At 43.7% G+C, this 16,065-nt stretch carries 16 protein-coding genes, 1 tRNA gene and 1 riboswitch; of the genes, 7 read left to right on the top strand and 10 right to left on the bottom strand.

Features of this window, described 5'->3' with window-relative positions; translation table 11 throughout:
* The first annotated feature begins 263 nt into the window (after positions 1-263).
* A riboswitch (TPP riboswitch) is annotated at positions 264-364 on the top strand.
* 99 nt (positions 365-463) lie between these two features.
* On the top strand, positions 464-1,045 hold the full coding sequence (gene thiT / locus ICW23_RS11610; RefSeq protein ID WP_016938183.1) for an energy-coupled thiamine transporter ThiT: 582 nt from the start codon (positions 464-466) through the stop codon (positions 1,043-1,045).
* Between the two features lie 30 nt (positions 1,046-1,075).
* Here the strand turns inward: thiT and ICW23_RS11605 are convergent, their stop codons facing one another.
* Positions 1,076-2,605, bottom strand: coding sequence for a flotillin lipid rafts scaffold protein FloT (locus ICW23_RS11605; RefSeq protein ID WP_188154525.1), 1,530 nt, complete (start codon positions 2,603-2,605; stop codon positions 1,076-1,078).
* 19 nt (positions 2,606-2,624) lie between these two features.
* Positions 2,625-3,155 carry an NfeD family protein gene (locus ICW23_RS11600; protein ID WP_016938182.1) on the bottom strand — a complete coding sequence of 177 codons (531 nt, stop codon included), beginning with the start codon at positions 3,153-3,155 and terminating at the stop codon, positions 2,625-2,627.
* A 145-nt stretch (positions 3,156-3,300) separates the two neighbouring features.
* On the opposite strand from ICW23_RS11600, the gene ICW23_RS11595 reads away from it, so the two are divergent.
* Positions 3,301-3,789, top strand: coding sequence for a DinB family protein (locus ICW23_RS11595; protein WP_016938181.1), 489 nt, complete (start codon positions 3,301-3,303; stop codon positions 3,787-3,789).
* Position 3,790: 1 nt separating this feature from the next.
* Here ICW23_RS11595 and ICW23_RS11590 read toward each other — a convergent pair whose 3' ends face one another.
* From ICW23_RS11590 to betB, 3 genes are all read right to left on the bottom strand, one after another.
* Positions 3,791-4,372, bottom strand: coding sequence for an MOSC domain-containing protein (locus tag ICW23_RS11590; RefSeq protein ID WP_016938180.1), 582 nt, complete (start codon positions 4,370-4,372; stop codon positions 3,791-3,793).
* Between the two features lie 72 nt (positions 4,373-4,444).
* Positions 4,445-5,653 (bottom strand): choline dehydrogenase, encoded by a 1,209-nt coding sequence (gbsB, locus tag ICW23_RS11585; protein WP_016938179.1) that lies wholly within the window; start codon positions 5,651-5,653, stop codon positions 4,445-4,447.
* Positions 5,654-5,670: 17 nt separating this feature from the next.
* The gene (gene betB, locus ICW23_RS11580; protein WP_016938178.1) at positions 5,671-7,143 is read right to left on the bottom strand and encodes a betaine-aldehyde dehydrogenase; all 1,473 of its coding nucleotides are present in this window, start codon (positions 7,141-7,143) and stop codon (positions 5,671-5,673) included.
* A gap of 200 nt (positions 7,144-7,343) precedes the next feature.
* Between betB and cudC the strand changes: the two genes are divergently transcribed.
* The 3 genes from cudC to ktrA all read left to right on the top strand — a co-directional run bounded on the left by cudC (position 7,344) and on the right by ktrA (position 9,436).
* Positions 7,344-7,904 carry a transcriptional regulator GbsR gene (gene cudC, locus ICW23_RS11575; RefSeq protein ID WP_016938177.1) on the top strand — a complete coding sequence of 187 codons (561 nt, stop codon included), beginning with the start codon at positions 7,344-7,346 and terminating at the stop codon, positions 7,902-7,904.
* 164 nt (positions 7,905-8,068) lie between these two features.
* Positions 8,069-8,608, top strand: a complete 540-nt coding sequence (bslA, locus tag ICW23_RS11570; protein WP_016938176.1) for a biofilm surface layer hydrophobin BslA — start codon at positions 8,069-8,071, stop codon at positions 8,606-8,608.
* Positions 8,609-8,767: 159 nt separating this feature from the next.
* Complete coding sequence (ktrA, locus tag ICW23_RS11565; protein WP_016938175.1) at positions 8,768-9,436, top strand: potassium uptake protein KtrA; 669 nt, start codon at positions 8,768-8,770, stop codon at positions 9,434-9,436.
* A gap of 32 nt (positions 9,437-9,468) precedes the next feature.
* On the opposite strand, the gene ICW23_RS11560 is transcribed toward ktrA, so the two are convergent.
* Complete coding sequence (locus ICW23_RS11560) at positions 9,469-10,314, bottom strand: glucosaminidase domain-containing protein (RefSeq protein ID WP_016938174.1); 846 nt, start codon at positions 10,312-10,314, stop codon at positions 9,469-9,471.
* Between the two features lie 138 nt (positions 10,315-10,452).
* Positions 10,453-11,628: an NO-inducible flavohemoprotein gene (hmpA, locus tag ICW23_RS11555; RefSeq protein ID WP_016938173.1), complete on the bottom strand. Its 1,176-nt coding sequence runs from the start codon at positions 11,626-11,628 to the stop codon at positions 10,453-10,455.
* Positions 11,629-11,842: 214 nt separating this feature from the next.
* Between hmpA and ICW23_RS11550 the strand changes: the two genes are divergently transcribed.
* Positions 11,843-12,484, top strand: a complete 642-nt coding sequence (locus ICW23_RS11550) for a cupin domain-containing protein (RefSeq protein WP_016938172.1) — start codon at positions 11,843-11,845, stop codon at positions 12,482-12,484.
* 57 nt (positions 12,485-12,541) lie between these two features.
* Here ICW23_RS11550 and ICW23_RS11545 read toward each other — a convergent pair whose 3' ends face one another.
* Positions 12,542-12,862 carry a hypothetical protein gene (locus ICW23_RS11545; protein ID WP_016938171.1) on the bottom strand — a complete coding sequence of 107 codons (321 nt, stop codon included), beginning with the start codon at positions 12,860-12,862 and terminating at the stop codon, positions 12,542-12,544.
* Positions 12,863-14,009: 1,147 nt separating this feature from the next.
* Complete coding sequence (locus ICW23_RS11540; RefSeq protein WP_016938168.1) at positions 14,010-15,140, bottom strand: Rap family tetratricopeptide repeat protein; 1,131 nt, start codon at positions 15,138-15,140, stop codon at positions 14,010-14,012.
* Between the two features lie 317 nt (positions 15,141-15,457).
* Here ICW23_RS11540 and ICW23_RS11535 point away from each other — a divergent pair, with 317 nt between their 5' ends.
* On the top strand, positions 15,458-15,661 hold the full coding sequence (locus tag ICW23_RS11535; protein ID WP_016938167.1) for a hypothetical protein: 204 nt from the start codon (positions 15,458-15,460) through the stop codon (positions 15,659-15,661).
* A gap of 290 nt (positions 15,662-15,951) precedes the next feature.
* On the opposite strand, the gene ICW23_RS11530 is transcribed toward ICW23_RS11535, so the two are convergent.
* Positions 15,952-16,024 (bottom strand) — tRNA-Ala (locus tag ICW23_RS11530).
* Positions 16,025-16,065 lie beyond the last annotated feature (41 nt).

Here is a 16,065-nt window from a genome sequence, read left to right as displayed (position 1 = left end):
CGAAGCAGCTTTATTATCTTACCACTCAGCTTCTTTTATGTCAACAACTTTTTTTAAGTCGTTTTTGAAGCTTTTTGTTGTTGTCTGCTGTTCATCAGCGACGTTTAATAATATAACACCCTTTTGAAAGTATGACAATAGTTTTTTTAAAAAAAGTCTCCGTTTATTTTCTTTCTTACTTATTTCAGTTTCTCTTCTATAGAAAGAATGCAGTCTTGTGGTTTGGTATATTTTCTTGTATAGTAAGATTGAACTAAATACTTGATGACCACAAGGGGAGCATTAAAGCTGAGAGTGAACGTTTTGTTCTGACCCTTTGAACCTGTTAGTTAACGCTGGCGTAGGGATGTGGCAAAGCCAAATGAATTGCAGTTTTGTAAGCAGCGCGCGGACCTTTTCCCATCCTTCCCCGCGCTGCTTTTTTGTTTATCCTTGATACGGTTGTCTGACCAGGGGGAAAACTATGAATCATTCAACACAGCTTGTGCGCTTAATAGAAATAGCGATTATGACCGGAGCGGCCGTCATTCTGGACATTGTGTCAGGTATGTTTCTCCGGATGCCCCAAGGCGGATCAGTCTCTATTATGATGATTCCGATTTTTTTGATTTCATTCCGCTGGGGAGTGAAGGCCGGGCTTACGACAGGCTTTTTAACAGGGATTGTCCAGATCGCCATCGGCAATTTGTTTTTACAGCATCCGGTGCAGCTATTTCTTGATTATATCGCGGCGTTTGCAGTTCTCGGTTTCAGCGGCTTGTTTGCTTCCGGTGTCCGTGAAACGGCATTGGCTAAAAAAAGAGGCGCATTAACGGTGTATGTGGTAAGCGGCGTTTTTATCGGCAGTGTACTGCGGTATGCGGCACATGTAATCTCCGGAGCGGTCTTTTTCGGAAGCTATGCTCCGAAGGGCACTCCGGTCTGGATTTATTCGCTCGTCTACAACGCGACTTATATGATTCCTTCTTTTATCCTTTCAGCCATTGTCCTTATCTTATTATTCATGACGGCGCCGCGGCTTCTTGAATCCAAGCGGGCAAATTGAAACAGCAGGCGGGTTACGCCTGCTGTTTTTTTATCCAGAGCTGCGTTCTTCTTTCGAATCGCTCAGTTCTTTTGTAAGTTCATTTATGCTTTGTTTTATGTTTCCTTTGCCTGAAAAATTCTCAATGATCTCTTTTACATTGATTCCGGAAGATGCTTTTAAACTTTCCTGAAGACCGGCCATTAAATTGGTTGCATAGCCCGTGACTTTATTGGCTCCGCCGTTTTCACCGCTTCCTCCCGTATCAACGACGGTTATTTTATCAATGTTGGAAAGAGGCGCCGAGACTTGCTTCGCATACTCAGGCAGCATTTTCACAATCATATCGAGGATTGCGGCCTGACCGTATTTTTCGAAAGCTTCCGCAATTTTCTCTTTAGCTTCCGCTTCCGCAAGACCTTTCAGGCGGATGACTTCCGCTTCGGTTTTTCCTCTCGCCTTTTCAGCCTCCGCTTTAGCAAGACCGTCAATTCTCACGCGTTCAGCTTCCGCTTTGGCCATCGCTTCAATACTATACTGTTCGGCATCTGCTTCTGCGAGCTGCTTCGCCTTTGCAGCTGCGGCCGCTTGCTCTACCGAATAACGGTCGGCATCGGCTTTTTTCTTCACTTCAGAGTCATACTGGCGCTCACGGCGGAGAATTTCTTTTTCTTCCAATTCAATCTGCTTTTGCCGCTCAATAATTTTAATCTGCATTTCCTGCTCTGTCACCTGCTGGCGGGCTTTTGCTGTTTCGAGGTCATATGCCTGGTCGGCATTGGCTTTTGCTGTGTCCTGCTCTCTTCTGTATTCCGCCATTTTCAACTGATTGATTTTTTCCGCTTCAGCTATTTCCGTCGCCCGCTCCAGCTCTGATTTTTTTGCGTCTTTATCAGCCGCCGCGCGTTTAATTCTCGTCTCTTTATCCGCTTCTGCCGTGGCAATGTCCGCATCCCGCTTGACTTGGGCGATTCTCGGCTTACCTAACGATTCTAGATAGCCATTTTTATCGCGGACATCTTTAATCGTAAAGGAAACGATCATAAGCCCCATTTTGGCAAGATCCTGAGACGCGACCCGCTGGACTTCCTGAGAAAACTTTTCCCTGTTTTTATAAATCTCTTCAACGGTCATGGAGCCGAGAATGGAGCGCAGATGGCCCTCCAGCACCTCACGCGCCTCCTGCTCGCGGTCTTGCTTAGACTTCCCTAAAAATTGTTCAGCGGCTGTTGCGATTTCCCCGATGGAGCCGCCGATTTTTATAATGGCGGTTCCGTCGGCCATTACCGGCACGCCTTGCTCTGTATAAACTTCAGGTGTAGAGACATCAAGTTTGCTTGACAGTAAACTGAGAGGTTCTGCCTGCTGGAATACCGGGAGCACGAATGTTCCCCCGCCCCGGACGATTTTCAAACGATTTCCGCCTTCATCAACGTGGACGTTCTTATTTCCCAAATAGCTTCCGGTTACGATAAGGGCTTCGTCCGGCCCCGCCGTCCGGTACTTCGTAATAAATACAGCAATAAGTGCGATGAGTAAAAAGAATACGATTCCGATAACAATGATAATCGGCATAGTCATAACAGTTCCCCCTTAGATATCAGATTGGTTCATGCGGCGTCACAAAAAGCACTCCGTCTTTCACATCAATCACTAATACGGCCGTTCCGTACTTGATCTGTTCTTGATCAAAGCTGACCGCAGATTTAGAAATGGCGCCTCCGATTCCCTCTATGATCACTTCCCCATAGCCATCTTTCGGAACGGAAGTAATAACCCTGCCGATTCTGCCCTTTAAATCCGACTCCCGATATACGAGCGATTCTTCCGCAGATGAAAGCGGTACAAGGATGAAGAAGTAAAGCAGGCTGACCAAAAAAACTGAAAGCACAAATGAAAGTAATGCAATGACAGGATTTGAAAGCGAAGTTGCGATTTCGCCGATGTAACCTGAGGCTGAAAAGATGGTCAAAAACGATAAAATCAACGTTGGATTTACGAATGAAACAGGAATGGCTTCCGAGAGGCCGTGAAACACATCTTGAAAAAACAGAATCAAAAGCGTGAGGCTCCCCGCAATAATCAGTGTGTAAAGATAGATCGTTTCAAGCGGCAGATGAAATATGTCCACATACTTTCCTCCTTTCGGCCGGGTCTCGGAGTGTTACTTTATATACGGGTGTAAAGGGAAATGGTTTCAATTTTCTGATAAAAAAGGCTGATTACATGATTATCCAATCCGGATATGGTATGTTTACTCCAAAGGAGGAGATAGAATGAGCATTTTTAATGAAGCCAGACAGCAGACTTGGGAAGAACTGAAAGGACTCTCTGATGAGGAATTCAACCAAAAGCCTGCGGCTGATGAATGGAGCGTGCGCGAAGTCCTTGACCATTTAAAGAAAATTGACGAATCAGCGCAGAATCTTTTAACAAAGCAGGCAAAAGACGCACCGTTTAAAAAAATCGAAGAAAAACCGATGGAGTTTATAGAGGACAGAACAAATAAACGGCCGGCGCCGTCACAGCTTGAACCTGAGCAAAACCGAATATCAGTCATTGAAGCGAAACAAGAATTAGATACGGCAAGACAGCAGCTGACCGCCGTTATTTCATCATTAAACGAGGAAGACTTTGAACGGGTGCTTCCGCATCCCGTTTTTCAAGAACTGACGATCCGCCAGTGGATTGATTTTATCGGCCATCATGAAAAGCGTCACATCAATCAAATAAAAGAAATCAAACAAAAAATCGAAAAGGTCTGAATCAGACCTTTTCGATTTTTTTCTTAACGCGTTTCGGTTCATAAGAATGAATGTCGACCGAATCACCCGTGCATATGTCTCCCGGCCGTTCAACAATACACACAATTCCCCTTCTGCCCATCGCGTGCCTCACAAACGCCGCAGCGAGTTTTGGCTGATCCGGGTAAAAGGATTGAATGATTTCTCCCGGCTGAATGCACGGATCATTTTCTCCCTCGCACAACAGAGACGCACCGCTTGGAAATATTATTCTGCTTCCTTCTTTAAGCGACGTCAGTGCAGAAAAACCGCTGATTGCGATATTAGCGCCGAGCCATTCGGGAAAGATATGAGAAACCCCCATCGCCGCCGCAATCTCATCACATTCCTCCATGGACACGATTGAAATTTGTCTCCGGTTAAAAATTTCCGTCCCTCTTTGATACATCGGCTCCCGCGCACCGGCTTTTTTTGTCAGTCCGAAATGAAGGTCACCGGGAAACCCGCCGTATTCCGCACGAAGCTTGTCCATCTTTTTGGTAACAAATTGTTCCGTATCCGCTATATATACGCCTTCCGCCTTTGCTGTTATGCACTTCCACATCACCCGTCACCGCCTTTTTCTTGACATTATCCTTAAAAAAACCCCGCTCTGTAAAGAAGCGGGGTTCAATTATTATACCGTTTTCGGCGTTAAGTCAAAGCAGCGTTTGTAAATCCAGTTGTATGCTTTCTCATTCAAGTCTCTTGGATTTCCGAAGGTTTGCGGATCTTTCATGGCTTCTTTTGATAAGCGCTCAATCATGTCCGGAGACACACCTTGTTCTTCTAAGCTCGGCACCTCTAAATCTTTTACAAGGTCATACATCCAATTGACGGACGCTTTGGCCGCTTCTTCGGTTGTCATTTTGCTTGTATCGATTCCGAATGCTTTGGCGATGCGGGCAAATTTTTCCGGATATCCCTTCCAGTTATATTCCATTACCGGCCCCATCATAGCTGCGACGCATTGCCCGTGAGCGACAGGGATGATGCCGCCAAGTGTCTGGCTCATTGCATGCGCAGCGCCTGCGGATTCACTGCCGTATGAAAGTCCGGCAAGCATCGCCGCCTGCGCCATGCCGTATCTCGCTTCCAAATCCTCTCCGTCCGCGAACGCACGCTTAATATAATGCGCCGCATATTCAATTGCCATTAAAGCCACAGCATCAGTGATCGGCTGCGCGAATTTCATCGTATAGCACTCAATGGCGTGCGCGAGGGCATCGATACCTGTCATAGCCGTCACATGCGGAGGCATGGACGTATGCAGCTCAGGATCAATGACTGTTAAATGCGCGGCGATAAGCGGTCCGCCCGTATTGAATTTAAATTCTCTTTCCTCATCTGTAATGACCGCCCATTGTGTGACCTCTGAACCTGTTCCCGCAGTCGTCGGGATCGTTGTCAGCGGAGGAATGCGGTTTTCCAGCGGCTTTTTGCCTTCCGCTGCTTCATAATCAAGCACGCTTCCTTCGTGTGTTGCTTCTACCCCGATCGCTTTCGCCGTATCCATGGAGCTTCCGCCGCCGACAGCCACAAGGCCGTTGCAGTTTTCTTTTTTATACAGTTCAGATCCTTCGTTCACAAGACGTACAGGCGGGTTCGGCTCCACTTTGTTAAACAGGACGACTTCGATGCCCGCTTCCTGCAAGGATTCAATAACCGGGTTTGCCACTCCCGCATTATAAATTCCCGGGTCTGTTACGAGCAGCGCTTTTGTGACACCAAGCGCTCTGACTTCTTTTCCCGCATGCTGAATCGCGCCGATTCCGTGCTTAATAACTGTCGGGATTTCGAATGTATGGAATTTATGCATGCTTTCTACTTTCATATTTAATGTCATATTATATCTCCTCCTTGTTATGCTTGAAACCAGTTAACAGGTGCAGGTTTCGTATTGCGGTAAATATGTTTGATTTCCGTGTACTCTTCCAGACCGATTTTGCCGAGTTCGCGGCCGAAGCCTGATTGTTTGTACCCGCCCCACGGCGCTTGCGCGAAATACGGATGAAAATCATTGATCCAAACCGTACCCATCCGCAGTTTCGCGGCTACGCGTTCGCATTTTTCAATATCCTTTGACCATACCGCTCCGGCCAGCCCGTAAATGGTATCGTTGGCGAGTCTGACCACTTCTTCTTCAGAAGAGAATGACTCGACTGTTAAAACGGGGCCGAAGATTTCCTCTTGGACAATTCTCATGTCAGACTTGCAGTTTGAGAAAATAGTAGGTTCATAGAAGAAACCGTTTTGAAGAGCGGGATCATCAGGACGTTTGCCGCCTGTTTCCAGCTTTGCCCCTTCTTCGATGCCGATTTCTACGTATTTTTCAACTTTGGCCCGATGCTCGGCGGAAATCAGCGGACCGCTTTCCGTATCTTCATGAAAACCGTTTCCTAATTTGATGCTTTTCGTGCGCTTGATCAGCTCGGCTAAAAATTCATCATGAATGGCTTCGTCCACTAAAAGGCGCGAGCCTGCAGAACAAACTTGGCCGGCATGAAAAAACACGGCGTTGAGCGCTTGATCTGCAGCTGTTTCGAGATCCGCATCTTTAAACACGATATTCGGATTTTTGCCGCCAAGCTCAAGGGCAATCTTTTTCACATTGCCGCTTGCCGCCTGCATGATTTTTTTGCCTGTTTCAATTCCGCCCGTAAAGGACACCAAATCGACGTCAAGGTTTCTCGCCAGCTCATCCCCGACAGAAGCGCCCGGTCCAAGCACAAGATTGGCGGCTCCTTTCGGAATACCGGCTTCTTCTATTAATTGAAAGACTTTAATCGTTGTCAGCGGAGTTATCTCGCTCGGCTTTAAAACGATCGTGTTTCCGGCCGCAAGAGCGGGAGCAATTTTCCAGCTCGCCTGAAGGAGCGGATAGTTCCACGGCGTAATTTGTCCGCATACGCCGATTGGCTCTCTGACGATTTTACTTACGGAATCGGGAATAGGAGATGAGATGACCTCGCCTCCGTCTTTATCCGCCAAACCGGCATAATACTGAAAAACATTTGCGATATCATCCATGTCGGCTTTGCTTTCTTCAATGGTTTTACCTGTGTCCAGCGATTCCAGCTCAGCTAATTCGTTCAGATCGCGTCTGATTAATTCCGCAATTTTCAGAACAAATTGACCGCGCTCCAGTCCGGAAAGCACCGGCCACTCCCCTTCATCAAATGCTTTTCTGGCTGCGGCGATGGCTTTCACCGCATCGTTCCGGTCTCCTTCGCATACTGTTGCAATTTCTTCCTGATTAAATGGATTGATGATACGGCGGGTCTGCTTTTTTTCTGCACTGATCCATTCGCCGCCGATATAAAGCGTTTTGCTCATAAGAGTCCTCCTTACCGAAAAGTAAGTTTGTTAAATAAAAATTTAATGTTTTTAACAATGTTAATTTAACACATGTTTTTTAACCTGTCAAAACCTTGTTTGTCCGCTTAGGTTTTGACATTTCGCCATGATTCGTTAAGATTAAGAACATAAAGAAATGACTTAATCAATTTAATCTTCAAGAGGAAAAGAGGGACAGTATGGATGAGAATCCAGAATTTGCAGCTATAGAACAAGCAAGGGATCTTGTCATTGATTCCATTGCTGAGACGATGGATCTGTACGGAATTACCCGGAGTGTCGGGATTTTATACGGAACAATGTATATGAGGGATGAAATGACGCTTGATGAAATGCGTGAGGAACTGCAGATGAGCAAACCGAGTATGAGCACAGGCGTCAAAAAGCTGCAGGATTTAAATGTGGTCAAAAAAACCTTTCACCGCGGCACGCGGAAGCATACATTTGTAGCGGAAAAGGATTTCTTTACGTTTTTCACGAATTTCTTCCCGCCGAAATGGGATCGGGAAGTTCAGGTGAATTTGTCCGCCATCGTACAGGCCCAGGCGGATTTGCAGGCCGTTTTGCTGGCAGAGGAAGGCAGCGCGGAATTACAGGAAGAAGCGCGGCAGTTATATGATCAGCTTGAAAGCTCGAAGGCCTATTATCATTGGCTGAAGCGGCTCGCCGATTCAGTCCGGAGCGGAGAGATTTTTAACTTTATTCCGATAGAAACAGACGAAAAAACGCCTGAATCGTAATCAGGCGTTTTTTCTTCGTCATTTTTCGACACGATTTGATCATTTTCGAGGAAATATAGGAACATAACCCCATTTACTTCCATTAAAATTGATGGTAAATTTTTATAGGTACGGTCGTTCTTTTTTAAGAACGATCGGCAAATTTTTTTAAGGGGGATTTTGATATGAAACAAAAGTTTTTCTCAACTGTCATGGCAAGTTTATTCGGCTTGGCTTTACTGCTTTCTCTGCCGACAGCGTCATTCGCCGCTGAATCAGGTTCAACCGTTCACGAGCCGGAAATGTCCACAAAGGCGACCGCTACTTTATTTGCAAAATACACAGGTGCCAGCCAGCAGGAATGGTCATTTTCTGATATCGAATTGACGTACCGCCCGAACACGATCCTAAGCCTAGGCGTTATGGAATTTACCCTTCCTAGCGGATTTGCGGCTACAACAAAAGATACAATCAACGGACACGCTTTGCGTGAAAGACAGATTCTGAATAACGGCAAAACAGTCAGACTTCCGTTAAACATTGATTTGCTCGGCGCAGCGGAATTTAAGCTTTCTCTTAATAATAAAACATTGCCTGCTGCAGGTACATATAAGTTCCGTGCAGAAAATAAATCATTAAGCATCGGCTCTAAATTCTATGCTGAGGACACAATTGTTGTTCAAAAACGCAGCACACCGCCGACACAGCCTTGCAACTGCAAATAATTGCGAAAAACGGACCGGCACAAGCTCCGCTTGTCAGCCGGTCTTTTTTTGTGCCGTTTTATCTTCCGGCTCTCACATTGACAAACCTTTGAAACAGGAGTACATTCTTGTTTGTTGTATTTGGAGTGACGAAAACAGTTTCTTAAGGAGTTATGAGGATTGGGAAAAATCAAAAATAAACAATTTGCCGTCATCGGACTCGGCCGTTTCGGCGGAAGCATCTGCAAAGAGCTTTTTAAAATGGGGCATGAGGTGCTGGCCGTCGATATCAGCGAAGAGCGGGTCAACGCATACTCCTCTTATGCCACTCATGCCGTGCGGGCAAATGCGACGGAAGAAAGCGAACTTCAATCGCTCGGCATCAGAAATTTTGAATATGTCATCGTGGCAATCGGCGCCAACATTCAGGCAAGCACGCTGACGACGCTGTTATTGAAAGAACTGAACATCCCTAACATTTGGGTGAAGGCGCAAAATTATTATCATCACAAAGTGCTTGAGAAAATCGGCGCTGATCGTATTATTCATCCGGAAAAGGATATGGGCGTAAGGATTGCGCAAAGCCTTTCGGATGAAAACGTCTTAAATTATATTGATCTGTCAGATGAATACAGCATAGTAGAACTGTCAGCCACGAAAAAACTCCATTTAAAAACCATTCTTGACCTCGGCGTCCGTGCCAGATTCGGCTGCACCATTCTCGCCGTGAAACATAATGGAGACATTCAGCTGTCCCCTTCTCCGGAGTCTGTCATCCATGAATGTGACTGCCTTGTGCTGATGGGGCATAAACGTGATATTAAAAGGTTTGAAACAGAGGGAATGTAAAAAAAGCCGGCTGCGGCCGGCTTTTGTGATGCTTATGTTTCTTCATTTAACTGGACGGCGGTTTGGTCAACCCAGCCGATCAGCTTGTCTTTCACCTGAAATTGATACCAGACAGATCCGCCGTTTTGCTTCTCAGAGACAACTTTAATATGCTGGCCGGTAAACTTTTGCGCCGATGCCAGTTTAATAGAATGCTGCTCTTTCGACGGCTTGGACCAAATGTCTTCCATGGCGTAGTCTTTGATGGCGCCTTTCTTATCAACTGCTTTAAGAGAGGCATTGATTTTGTCAAATTCATTCAGGTTATAGGTTTCTATGACATCTTTAATTTTTTCCGCATAGTCGGGATCTGTGGCATAGCCGGATTTTTGAAGGGCTGCCGCAGCTGATTTATAATCGTCCGCTTCTATGACGGGTTTATACTTCTTTTTATTCCAAGACGTTCCTTTGACAAATAATTTGGCGTGGTCATCCATGGATTCAAAAAACGTGTTGTACTTACGAAATTTTGCCCGAATCGTTTTTCGTTTCCCTTTTTCAAATTCATCTGTTTTCATCGTGACGTGTTTTCCTTTATAATCACCTTTTACACCGAACAGGTTGCGCGCTTTTCCCGCAAGCTCACTGTTCCCCCAATCCGATTCGAGAATGGCCTGTGCAAGGGTGATGCTCGGAAGGACATGATATTTCTCATATAAAATCTGAGCATGCCCGGAAAGGCTGTCAATAAAGACCTGCTGCCCGTCCACCTCTTCAGGCGGTTTTTCTTCCGTCGCTATGAATTTCGAAAACACCATTGATACCAGAAATAATCCGAATATAAGAGATACAGCAAAAAGGCATCCAAGCACCCTTTTGGTCTTTGCTTTCTTTTTCATATCAACCTTCCTTTAATTCCGGAATCACTAGATTTATAATTTTACTGGTCATTGATGAAAATTTCAATAAAATAGGGAAAAAGACGGAGAAAGAACATGTATGCAAAAAAAAAAACCCTCAAAGAGGAGTCTTTTTTTTTATGCCATGCTCAGCTGAGGACCGAACAATTCAAATTGAACGGATTCAGAGTTAAACCCGAGTGCAAGAATCATATCTTTCATTTGCGTCATAAACGGTGCTGAACCGCACAAGTAAAATTCAGCATCTTGATTCAGATGAAGCTGCTCTAAAAAGCTTTGATCAATCCGGCCGCTGTAAAAAGGCTTGTCTCCTAAGCGGTCTTGTTCTGACGGTTCACTGTATACATAAATGACGTTAATATTCGGATTGCCTGCCGCAGCTTGCTCAACTTCTTTGCGGAACGCGGCGTACTCTCCGTTTTTCGCGGCATGAATAAAAGTAATGGAACGCTCCGGCTGTTTTTCGGCGGCTGTTTTCAGCATGCTCATCATCGGCGTGATTCCGGAACCGGCACTGAGAAGGACAGCCGGTTTTTCGGCGGAAGACAGTTTGAAATCCCCGGCGGGTGCGCTGACTTCAAGTTTATCTCCTTCTTGAACTTCATTGTGGAGATGAGAAGAAACCGCCCCGTCCTTTTTCACGGAAATTCGATATTCGCCTTTTCGGGCAGCATCAGAAAGGCTGTATTGGCGAATGTGCGTATAAGGAGAATCTGCAATCCGCACTTTAATGCTGATATATTGCCCCGCTTCAAATTCAGGAAGCGCAGAGCCGTCGCTCGGTTTGATATAAAATGATGTGATGTCTTTGCTTTCTTCGGTTTTCTTTATCACCGTAAATTCTTTATATCCCTGCCATCCGGCCGCATTGTACATATCTTTTTCAATGCCGATGAAAGCCTCTGCAATGACGCCGTAAGCTTTTTCCCAAGCCTCCATAATGTCAGGAGTTGCGGCATCCTGCAGCACATCCTTGATCGCCAGAAGCAAATATTTTCCGACAATCGGATAATGCTCCGGCTTTACCCCGATGCTAGTATGTTTATGGCCGATCTGTCTGACTGCCGGAATGATTTGTTCTAATTGATCAATATTCGCCGCAGCCGCAATGACTGCATTTGCCAATGCTGCGCGCTGCGTCTGTTTCTTTTGGTTCGTTTGGTTAAACATATTTAACAGTTCGGGATGATCTTGAAACATCAGGTTATAAAAGCGTCCTGTGATGTTTTCTCCATGTGTTTTCAATACGGGTACTGTGCTTTTGATGATGTCTATTGTTCTCTCATCCAGCATGTTAATCCTCAACCCTTCTAAAGATGTATTTATAATATATCTTTATAGTAAGAGATATTTCGAATAAAAGATATATCTTAAATGAATCTTTAGAAAAGTCGTCACAATATTGTGGTCAGTTTGGAATCATTGGTTTTTATTCCCTTTTTCACCTATTGGAACCGGGACACATATTCTAGAAATTATACGTTTACACATGAAAGCAGGGGATTGTATGGTTTCTTATATGGATTACACGTCTCCGAATACACAGTTCACATATGATGTGAATGAGAGCCGTTTTTTCACTAAAGATCATCGGAACTTTATCAATGTATTGGGGATTAAACAATTAAACACGCTTGAAAATATTTCATTATTGGATATCTTTTTGAGCAAGACAAATGTGATTGAACCGCATACCCATCAAAATGCCGCTGAATTGGTGTACTGTATTTCGGGTTCCGCAACCGTGTCGATGCTGAATCCGTTCACCCAGAAAATACGTAATTACCCGATTACCCCCGGGCAAGTGGCGAATATTCCGCAGGGGTGGTGGCATTATGAGATCGCGACTTCAGATAATACCCATCTTTTGGCCATATTTGACGCCCATACGCCTGAAGTGATTTACGGGTCGGATATTCTCCGCCTCACACCGCCCGAGATCATGGCGCATACGTACTGTCTGAATGAACAGGAATGGGAAAAAGCTGTTTCACCGATCTGCAAATCAACTGTGATAGGTCCCGATAAATACTGCGGGCAGTCTGAAAATACGGGTATTCACGATATGAATAAACCTTATCAGCCAAATACGCATTATCCGAATGATCCGTATCGGCATTATGATCCGCCGTTATATTGGGGGTATTAAACGGAGAGCAGGAGCGGCATTAAAAAAAGCCCCTCATGAAAGAGGGGCTCTTAATCATTACGGTCCGGTTCCGCAGCTTACTTTGTACTCACCTTCGGGCAATTTTTTCGAATAACATAAGTGCGGCGTCTGTCCGGTTTCATCTTTCCAATCGAACCAATTTACATCATAAAGGTTCCCGGCCTCATTGCTGTTTTCTTCTTTTCGAAGAATCGCAAAGTAGCTTTGATACGGATAGCCTTTTTTATAAATGTCATGCCTGATGGCTCCTTTTTCTGAAGCAGACGTGAAGACGACAGGAGAAAGAGCGGGGAGCGCTGTTAAAAGAAGTGCCACTGCCGCTGAAAGAGTTAGTAGAAGATAGATTTTCTTTTTCATTTTCCTCTTTTTCCTTTCATTTAGTTGTTAAAAATGAAGCAGAACACAGAGGCTGCTGCAGAGGATTAAAAACTTATAAAGGTATGGAGCCAAGGGGCTCGCACCCCTGATCTCTACGCTGCCAGTGTGGAAATGATAGGGGTTGCTGACGAATCTTTCTGATAAAAAATCTTCTGTTTGGCGAAAAATGAACAAGTTGGTCCCCAAATAGGATTGTAAATGAAAGTTAATTCCCCACTAGACCTGCCATCAAAACGCCCATCACAATCAATAATAATAGTAAAAGTAAACAAAGTGCCAGGATAACAAAAGAAATATTCTTTGCGATTCCTTTAGGCGATTTGATTGCCAGAATACTCCCCGCGACAATTCCTAGCATTCCAAGCGCCCAATGAATATGAGGCAGAAAGCACAATGTGAATAAAAGGATGATAAGCGACACGATCCAAAAATACTTTCTCATTTCTCTCCTTTCTATTTTCCCTCCATTAAATTGATAAATTGAAAAGAAAATTGAACTTATAAATATTGAGTGCCATATTTTTTAAATATTAGCATAGATTTATCGTTCGAGCTGATGGCGACCGATACATACGCAAAGTTATCTGCGCAGTTCATTACGGGACCACCTACGGAAGGATTTCGTGTGAGGGACTTAAAGGGGGATACATGGCTTATTGTATTTGATTCTTTTTTATCCGTTGAGACTTATGAAGTTGGGGGATGATCAAATGACTGATTTTGAACGAAAAGTTATTATATGTCCCGCTTTGGGAAAAATCCCTCCATGGAACAATTGAAAAGAAAAACCAGGTGGATGTTTTGAATACGTTATAATGAAGAAACTAAAAAAGCCTTTTCCGAAGAAAAGGCTTTTTACGTTCAAGTTTGAAAACGATCAGAAGCTACTTTGATTGTATCCTGTGCTTGTTTTTCTACCGAGTTCATACCCATCCCACATACTAAAGTCAATGTCAGCCCAGGACGATGAAGATGCTCTTTTTAAAATTCATACAGGCACTCTCCTTCTTAGGTTTGATTACGATCAGATGAAACTTGATATGATCCATCAAATGAAACAGCCGAGGCCGTTAGACCGACCCCTGACATTAAAACGACAGCCGATACAATGATAAATACGCCTTTTCTAAAATTCATACAGGCATCCCCCCCTCTGAATTTGTTTTTGCGTTTGAATCATTTTTTGATGATAAACATAAGATTTGTCATATTGTTTTGACTCTGCATAAACAGCAGCCGTATCAAGAGCAATATCTTCCACATACGAATAGTTTTTATTTTTCTCAAGGTAATCAATTGTTTTTTTGATTCGCATTTGGTCTATTGCATTAATATATAAAGCATCCAAATATTTTTGCAGAGATTCAAACAGCTTATCCCCGTGATGTATCGCTGATGAAAGTCCCTTTTTGCTGATTTGAATCGCCTCATTTGTTTTCCCTTGTTTAAATAGAAGCTTTGCGTATGTAAACAAGGAATGCGGGAGGTTACCCAATTTATACTTTTCAGATATCTCCGCTGCTTTTTTTAAGTAGATTTCAGCTTTACTGTATTCTTCTAGGTCTCCGTAATTCTTTCCTATGTTGTAATAAGCAGAACTGAGCAGCCTTTCATTATTATTTAGTTGTTTCGACAACTCTAAAGCTTTTTCTAAATGCGGCAAACTTTTTTCAAAGCGTTTAAAGTCAACATAATTCCCCGATATGACGAATAGACATTGAATTTTCCGGACTTTATACAACTCATACTGATCGTAAATATCGAGCGCTTGCTTTACGTGATGCATGGAGACGTGGCTTTGTTTCATACCGTAATATGCTTCAGCCAATTTAAAATGAAACTCCGCTCTCTCAATTTCATCATGCACATGAACAAGTTGTTTTTCAGCCTCTCTATAAAAACCGATCGCCTTTACATACTGCTTTTGATCAAATTCATACATGCCGCGGAAAAATAAAGAGTAATAGCATAGCAGTCCGGAAATTCCTTTATTTGATGCTTCGATTTTTTCCAGCAGCTCGTCAATTGTCGGTCTCACGCGGGTAGTCACCGGTTCTAAATAATCCAGCATGAGCTGATGGCGGAATTTCATGAGGGTGTAGTAAATCAGTAGATACTCGTCTTCTTCCATCTCATTTATTTCTTGCTCCACTTCCGCTTTCAAAATTTCCGCATCCGGAACACTGAACTGACGTATCATTTTGTACCATTCATTAATTTTAACGCCTACCTCCGATGATGGTAAAACAGAACTCACAAGGCCACTCCTCCTTTTATATAATATTCTAACATTTCCAAATTATGTTTGGATAAAAAAACCGCAATTTGTTTACGGTCTGCCATATTACTTATTTTCACATAACTGTTGGAATCGTCCATTCCGTTTGCGATAATAAAACTAATGTATGGGGAATATAATTGGGAGGATTAAGGATGTGTCATTTTAAAATGAGCATTACTTGATCACTCAAATGATTTAAGCTCTATGAAAGTGTGTACTTTGAAATAGGTTTATAAGTAGACTCTCTACAAGTCTACTTTATTTTTTCTCATAAATAAACGAGGTGAAAATCAATGGATGGTATAGAATTTTTAGAAAATATGACACGACTCGGAGTAATCATTTTGGTCTTCTCCGGCTATGCTGTTTACTGGAAGTTAGGTAAAACAAAAAGAGAGCGAGGGCTTACAAAATTTGAAGCTTGTCTTAGGTTCTCTGTGATGTTCGGTATATTAGCTTGGGGGTTTTCGACTCTTGCTTTTAGTTTATGGTCATAATCCTTTTTGTCAATATTCGACTTATCCTGTCTAAACAGATTAAAACCAGATAAATGTACCCTAATTCGGAAAACCACCTAGACTCTCCTTATAGAAGCCGGTGAAAATATGAACGCCATTCGAAATGCGCCGGTCATGCAAGCCGAAGACATGTAACCGAAAAACTTGAAAATGAGACAGCTCAATATTTTGAACCATTCAATCTTAATTTGAAGGCGAGGCTTTTTTGGGGCTGTTGGCTCTGTTCCTGACAAATAAAAAAACCCTTGTAGAATAAGGGTTTAAAGGTATGGAGCCAAGGGGGCTCGAACCCCTGACCTCTACGCTGCCAGCGTAGCGCTCTCCCAGCTGAGCTATGGCCCCGTGCGGTAACGTCATGTTTTATTATAGACGAGTTTCCTTCG

It is taken from the genome of Bacillus sp. 1021 (genome assembly GCF_014534735.1).
GTDB lineage: Bacteria > Bacillota > Bacilli > Bacillales > Bacillaceae > Bacillus > Bacillus siamensis.
This window is presented reverse-complemented; position numbering and strand designations above follow the sequence as displayed.

Coding starts and splice junctions, on each gene's coding strand:
- hmpA (WP_016938173.1), bottom strand. CDS start 11,628: ATGCTGGATGAGAGAACAATAGACATCATCAAAAGCACAGTACCCGTA.
- ICW23_RS11605 (WP_188154525.1), bottom strand. CDS start 2,605: ATGACTATGCCGATTATCATTGTTATCGGAATCGTATTCTTTTTACTC.
- thiT (WP_016938183.1), top strand. CDS start 464: ATGAATCATTCAACACAGCTTGTGCGCTTAATAGAAATAGCGATTATG.
- ICW23_RS11590 (WP_016938180.1), bottom strand. CDS start 4,372: ATGTGGAAGTGCATAACAGCAAAGGCGGAAGGCGTATATATAGCGGAT.
- ICW23_RS11545 (WP_016938171.1), bottom strand. CDS start 12,862: ATGAAAAAGAAAATCTATCTTCTACTAACTCTTTCAGCGGCAGTGGCA.
- ICW23_RS11550 (WP_016938172.1), top strand. CDS start 11,843: ATGGTTTCTTATATGGATTACACGTCTCCGAATACACAGTTCACATAT.
- cudC (WP_016938177.1), top strand. CDS start 7,344: ATGGATGAGAATCCAGAATTTGCAGCTATAGAACAAGCAAGGGATCTT.
- bslA (WP_016938176.1), top strand. CDS start 8,069: ATGAAACAAAAGTTTTTCTCAACTGTCATGGCAAGTTTATTCGGCTTG.
- betB (WP_016938178.1), bottom strand. CDS start 7,143: ATGAGCAAAACGCTTTATATCGGCGGCGAATGGATCAGTGCAGAAAAA.
- gbsB (WP_016938179.1), bottom strand. CDS start 5,653: ATGACATTAAATATGAAAGTAGAAAGCATGCATAAATTCCATACATTC.
- ICW23_RS11560 (WP_016938174.1), bottom strand. CDS start 10,314: ATGAAAAAGAAAGCAAAGACCAAAAGGGTGCTTGGATGCCTTTTTGCT.
- ICW23_RS11535 (WP_016938167.1), top strand. CDS start 15,458: ATGGATGGTATAGAATTTTTAGAAAATATGACACGACTCGGAGTAATC.
- ICW23_RS11595 (WP_016938181.1), top strand. CDS start 3,301: ATGAGCATTTTTAATGAAGCCAGACAGCAGACTTGGGAAGAACTGAAA.